This window comes from Halorubrum sp. SD612, from assembly GCF_002135005.1.
In genome coordinates this window covers 1-6,012 of sequence record NZ_NEWI01000143.1, presented here as the reverse complement: position 1 = coordinate 6,012, position 6,012 = coordinate 1, and the positions used below count along the sequence as shown (strand labels likewise).

Below are 6,012 nucleotides of genomic sequence, written 5' to 3'. Positions count from 1 at the left end.
CCCCTTCGTCGTCGCCGGCGTCGGCACGGTCGCGCACCCGGTGAACGCGATGTTCGAGGCGATGAGCGGGCTGACGACGACCGGCGCGACCGTGTTGCGCGACTTCTCGGTCCACTCGCGGTCCGTGCTGATGTGGCGGCAGGTGATCCAGTGGCTCGGGGGGCTCGGCATCCTGATTCTGGCGACCGCGGTGCTGTCCGAGATCGGGGTCGGTGGCGCGCAGCTGATGGAGTCGGAGTCGCAGACGCAGGACGTCAACAAGCTCACGCCGAAGATCTCGCGGACGGCGCAGCTGATCTGGGGGATCTACTTCGGGCTCACGGGGCTCGCGATCGCGGTCTACTTCCTGCTCGGACTCGCGGTCGACCCGCGGATGGACCTGTACAACGCGATCGCGCACGCGTTCACCTCGGTCGCGACCGCCGGGTTCTCCCCCGAGCCGCTCTCGGTCGGCGCGTTCCACCCGCTGATCCAGTGGGCGGTCGTCCCGTTCATGGTGATCGGCTCGACCAGCTTCGTCCTCATCTACTTCGCCATCAACGGCGAGCCGATGCGACTCCTGAAAAACGAGGAGTTCCACTTCTACCTCGGCGCGATGGGGACGCTCGCGTCGGTCGTCGCGCTCGGCCTGTTCCTCGATCCGAACACCACGTTCGGCGTCGAGGCGACCCTCCGGCACGCCGTGTTCAACGTCGCCTCGATCGTGACGACGACGGGGTACGCCAGCACCGACTACGTCCAGTGGGCGCCCGCGGCGAAGCACATGCTGTTCATGGGGATGTTCATCGGGGGAATGGTCGGGTCGACGACCTGCTCGATCAAGTCGCTGCGGTGGCTGGTGGCGCTGAAGTCGTTCAAGCGGAACCTCTACACCGCGATCCATCCCGAGTCCGTCCGACCGGTCCGGATCACGGGCAAGTCGATCGACGAGGGCGCGATCCGCGACATCTACGCGTACCTCCTCCTCAGCATCGTGATCTTCTTCCTGCTCGCCGTGGTGATCGTCGTCGACGCCGAGCGGGGAGATGTCCGGGTCACGGAGTTCGAGGCGCTCGGCGCCGCGGCGACGACCTTTCTCAACATCGGGCCGGCGTTCGGCGACGCCGGGCCGTACGGGACGTTCGCGACGTTCCCGCTGAGCACGCGGGCCGTGATGATCGTCCTGATGTGGATCGGGCGGATCGAGATAATTCCCGTCCTCGTGCTGTTCACGAAGGCGTTCTGGACCTCGTGACGGGCGCGGACCGCCGTGCGGTCCGACGCTCGTCGCCCCCGGCGGCTCCGTCCATCGACGGCTTCTTGTCACGCCGGACTGCTACGACGGGTATCGGAATCACCGAGGGACACTCGTGACACGGACAATCGACCCGCGGGCGACGCTCAGCTACACCGGGAGCATCGTGAAGTTGCTCTCGGCGTCCATGGCGGTTCCGCTCGTCGTCGCGCTGATATACGGCGAGGACGCCCTGACGTTCGCGGTTTCGATGGCGATCGCCGTCGCGATCGGCGCCGGGCTCGAACGGCTCGACGACGAGCCCGACCTCGGCCCGCGCGACGCGCTGGCGGTCGTCTCGCTCGCGTGGCTCACGGCGGCGGCCGTCGGCGCGATCCCGTACGTCATCGCCGGCTACGGCACGCCCTCCGCGCTCGGTCACCCGGTGAACGCGCTGTTCGAGTCGATGAGCGGCTTCACCACGACGGGCGCGACCGCGACGGCGGAGATAAGCTTCGAGCGGCACTCGCACGCGGTGCTGATGTGGCGGCAGCTCACGCAGTGGCTCGGCGGCATGGGGATCATCGTGCTGATGGTCGCCATCCTCCCGCAGCTCGCGGTCAACGGCGCGCAGCTGATGGAGTCGGAGGCGCCGGGGCCGGGGCTTCAGAAGCTCACGCCCCGGATCGTCGAGACGGCCCGCGCGCTCTGGCTCATCTACCTCGGGTTCACGGTCGCCCTGATCGCCATCTTGGCGCTGCTCGGAGTCACCGGCTTCGCGCCGGAGATGGACCTGTACAACGCGATCGCCCACGGGTTCTCAACGCTCCCGACGGGCGGGTTCTCCCCGGAGGCGGAGAGCATCGGCGCGTTCTCGCCCGTCGTCCAGTGGGCGTTCGTCCCGTTCATGGTGATCGCCGGGGTGAACTTCGCGCTGTTCTGGTACGTCCTCAACGACGATCCGGGGGAGATGTTCGAGAACACGGAGTTCCGCATGTACTTCGGGCTGGTGACCGGATTCGCGGCGATCCTCGCGGTCGGGCTGTTCTACGGCGGCGCTCCGGCGACCGAAATCGGCGGGATCACCGAGGGCGTCCCGGAGAACGCGCTCCGGCAGGGCGTGTTCCAGGTCGCGTCGCTGCTCAACTCGACCGGGTTCGCCACCGCGAACTTCGCCGAGTGGGACACGCAGACGCAGTTCCTCCTGCTTTTCGCGATGTTCATCGGCGGCTCCGCGGGCTCGACCGGCGGCGGGATCAAGGTGATCCGCTGGCTCATCCTGTTGAAGACGCTCCGCCGGGAGCTGTACACGACGGCGAATCCCGACGTCGTCCGGCCGGTACGGCTCGGGGGAGAGGTCGTCGACGAGGACGTGATCCGCGGCATCCTCGTGTTCACGCTGCTGTACTTCCTCGTGTTCGCCCTGTCGGCCGTTTTCATCGAACTCGACACGACGCGGATCGGCGAGGGGCTCACCGGCACGGAGGCGTTCGCGGCCTCCCTCGCGACGATCGGCAACATCGGACCGGGACTCGGCCCGCTCGGCCCGTTCGGGAGCTACGAGTTCCTGCCGAACACGACGAAGCTGCTGATGATCGGCCTGATGTGGATCGGTCGGCTGGAGATCGTCCCCGTGCTCGCGCTGTTCGTCGCCGGCGTCGACGAGCGGTGAGGTCCGAGGCGGGCGACTCGCCGCGACGGGCGGTGCGCCGCGCGCCGTCGGAAAACGCGAGGCCACCTTCTTAAGCGGCGCCGGACGTAGTGTCGGCATGGACGGACCCGACGACACCGACGGTCAGGACCTGCTCGCTCACGTCCTCCTCCCGGTCGCGAACGAGGAGGACGCGCTGGCGACGGCGCGGGCGCTCGAACCCTACGGCCCGGAACGGGTGACCGCGCTCCACGTCGTCGAGAAGGGCGAGGGCGTCCCCGACAAGACCCCGGTCGAGCAGTCGGAGGAGCTCGCGGCCGAGTCGTACGCGGCGGTCCGGTCGGTGTTCCCCGACGCGGGCGAACACACGGCGTACGCGCGTGACGTGGTCGAGGCGATATTCGACGCCGCGGGCGAGGTGGACGCGAGCGCGATCGCCTACCGGCCGCGCGGCGGGAACCGTCTCGTTCAGTTCCTCTCGGGCGACCTGTCGACCGAGCTGGCGACCGACGCGCCCGTTCCGGTCGTCGCGCTCCCCCGCGCGGAGCCGGACGAATGAGCCGTCGCCGCCCTCGCGGGGCCGGCTCAGACGGGCGCTGACTCGGGGCCCGACCCATGGCTCCGACCGACGACCGACCGACGCCGGGCAGCGGGGGACGACCGACGGTCATGGTCGCGCTCTCGAACCCCCGGACCGAGGGCGCGCTCGTCGCGCTCGCCGGCGCCCTGGCCGCGCACCGGGGCGGCCGCGTCCTCGCGGTCCACGTCGTCACCGTCCCCGACCAGACGTCCTTGGAGGAGGCCGCGGGGAACAGGGAGCGGCTCGACGAGTCCTCCGCGGAGCTGCTCTCGGCCGCCGTCGCCGACGCGGCGGCGTTCGACGCGCCGGTCGAGACGAAGACGGTGCTCTCGCACCGCGGGATCGAGGAGGTGTTCGACGCCGCGCGGCGAAACGACGCGGACGCCGTCGTGATGGGCTACGGCGGCGCGCGGTTCGCCGGCGGGCGCGTCGAGGGGTCCCTGGACGAGATCGCCCGCGACCTCCCCTGTGACTTCCTCGTCTTGGACGGGCAGCGGCTCGACGCCTCGGACGTGCTCGTGCCGACCGCGGGGGGTCCGTCCTCGGACCTCTCCGCCGAGGTCGCGCTGGCGCTCCGAGCGGGCGTCGGGGGGAACGTCTCGCGCCTCCGCGTGGGCGTCGGTGGCGGCGGTGCGTCGGGCCGCGAGTTCCTCGCCGAGTGTGCCGCCGGTCACGGGCTCGGGGACGCCGACCGCCGGGGCGAGACCGGCGACGTCGGGCGGGCGATCGAGCGCGTCGGCGAGGGGTACGACCTCGTGGTCGTCGGCGCCACGGAGCGCGGCCTCCTCTCCCGGGTCGTCCGCGGATCGCTCGCGTCCGCGGCGATCGAGCGCCTCGATACGCCGGTGTTGCTCGCGGAACGGCCCGCATCGCGGTCGCTCCGGGAGCGGCTGTTCGGCGGGCGCTGAGGCGAGCGGACGCTGCGACTGTCACCAGCCCCTTTCAGAATATAATGAATATTTATACCTGATCGGCGGGTACTCGGGAGCATGTACGACGACGAGGAGCTCTCCGAGATCCGCGAGGCGAAGGCGTCGTGGGAGGCGGAGACGCTCGACCCCACCCTCGACCGCCACGGGGAGCGGAAGGAGCGGTTCGCGACGGTGTCGAACCGGGAGGTCGACCGGATCTACACGCCCGACGACGTCGCCGACCTCGACTACGACGAGGACCTCGGCTTCCCGGGCGAGGCGCCCTACACTCGCGGCGTCTACCCGACGATGTACCGCGGCCGCACGTGGACGATGCGGCAGTTCGCGGGGTTCGGCACCGCCGAGGAGACCAACGAGCGCTTCCGCTACCTCATCGACGAGGGGCAGACCGGGCTCTCGACGGCGTTCGACATGCCCTCGCTGATGGGGATCGACTCCGACGACGAGATGTCGCTCGGCGAGGTCGGCAAGGAGGGCGTCGCGGTCGACACGTTACGCGACATGGAGGTGCTGTTCGACGGCATCGACCTCGCGGAGGTGTCGACCTCGTTCACGATCAACCCGAGCGCGCCGGTGATCTACGCGATGTACGTCGCGCTCGCGGACCGGCGCGGGATTCCGCGCGAGGAGCTGCGCGGGACCCTTCAAAACGACATGCTCAAGGAGTTCATCGCGCAGAAGGAGTGGGTGGTCCCGCCGGAGCCGTCCCTCGATCTGGTGACGGACACCATCGAGTTCGCGGTCGACGAGACGCCCAAGTTCAAGCCCATCTCGGTGTCCGGCTACCACATCCGCGAGGCGGGCTCGACGGCGGTCCAGGAGCTCGCCTTCACGCTCGCCGACGGGTTCGCCTACGTCGAGGCGTGCCTCGACCGCGGGCTCGACGTCGACGCGTTCGCGCCGCAGCTCTCCTTCTTCTTCAACTCGCACAACTCGATCTTCGAGGAGGTCGCGAAGTTCCGCGCCGCCCGCCGGATCTACGCCCGGGTGATGGACGAGTGGTACGGCGCGGAGGCCGAGGCGTCGAAGCGGCTGAAGTTCCACACGCAGACGGCGGGCAGTCGCTGACCGCCCAGCAGCCGCTCAACAACGTCGCGCGCGTCACGGTCCAGGCGCTGGCGGGCGTGCTGGGCGGCACCCAGAGCCTCCACACCAACTCCTTCGACGAGGCGCTCGCGCTCCCGTCCGAGCAGGCCGTGCGGGTCGCGCTCCGGACTCAACAGATCATCGCCGAGGAGTCGGGCGCGGCGGACATCGTCGACCCGCTCGGCGGCTCCTTCGCGGTCGAGTCGCTCACCGACGAGACGGAGGCGGAGGCGATGGCGTACATCGAGGAGATCAGAGAGATGGGCGACGGCTCCGTGCGCGACGGCGTCCTCCGCGGCATCGAGCAGGGGTACTTCCACCGCGAGATCCAGGAGTCGGCCTACGAGTACCAGGAGCGCGTCGACGAGGGCGAGGAGACGGTCGTCGGCGTCAACGCCTACGAGATCGACGAGGACACCCGCCCGGACCTGCTGAAGATCGACGAGACGACCCGCGAGCGGCAGCTCGACCGGCTGGAGTCGGTGAGAGACGAGCGCGACGACGACGCGGTCGCGGCCGCCCTCGACGACCTCCGCGACGCCGTCGCGGC

4 protein-coding genes and 1 pseudogene are annotated in these 6,012 nt (G+C 69.8%); all 5 read left to right on the top strand.

Going from position 1 to position 6,012, the window contains the following annotated elements; genetic code table 11:
* The coding region (locus B9G38_RS13485; protein ID WP_086220700.1) for a TrkH family potassium uptake protein at positions 1-1,234 on the top strand (1,234 nt) is incomplete at its 5' end.
* Positions 1,235-1,349: 115 nt separating this feature from the next.
* Positions 1,350-2,885 (top strand): TrkH family potassium uptake protein, encoded by a 1,536-nt coding sequence (locus B9G38_RS13480; protein ID WP_086220699.1) that lies wholly within the window; start codon positions 1,350-1,352, stop codon positions 2,883-2,885.
* Between the two features lie 97 nt (positions 2,886-2,982).
* The gene (locus tag B9G38_RS13475) at positions 2,983-3,423 is read left to right on the top strand and encodes a universal stress protein (protein ID WP_086220698.1); all 441 of its coding nucleotides are present in this window, start codon (positions 2,983-2,985) and stop codon (positions 3,421-3,423) included.
* A gap of 56 nt (positions 3,424-3,479) precedes the next feature.
* Positions 3,480-4,352 carry a universal stress protein gene (locus B9G38_RS13470; RefSeq protein WP_233127214.1) on the top strand — a complete coding sequence of 291 codons (873 nt, stop codon included), beginning with the start codon at positions 3,480-3,482 and terminating at the stop codon, positions 4,350-4,352.
* Between the two features lie 81 nt (positions 4,353-4,433).
* Positions 4,434-6,012 (top strand): annotated as a pseudogene (locus B9G38_RS13465) (methylmalonyl-CoA mutase); the annotation flags it as partial.

Coding starts and splice junctions, on each gene's coding strand:
- B9G38_RS13475 (WP_086220698.1), top strand. CDS start 2,983: ATGGACGGACCCGACGACACCGACGGTCAGGACCTGCTCGCTCACGTC.
- B9G38_RS13470 (WP_233127214.1), top strand. CDS start 3,480: ATGGCTCCGACCGACGACCGACCGACGCCGGGCAGCGGGGGACGACCG.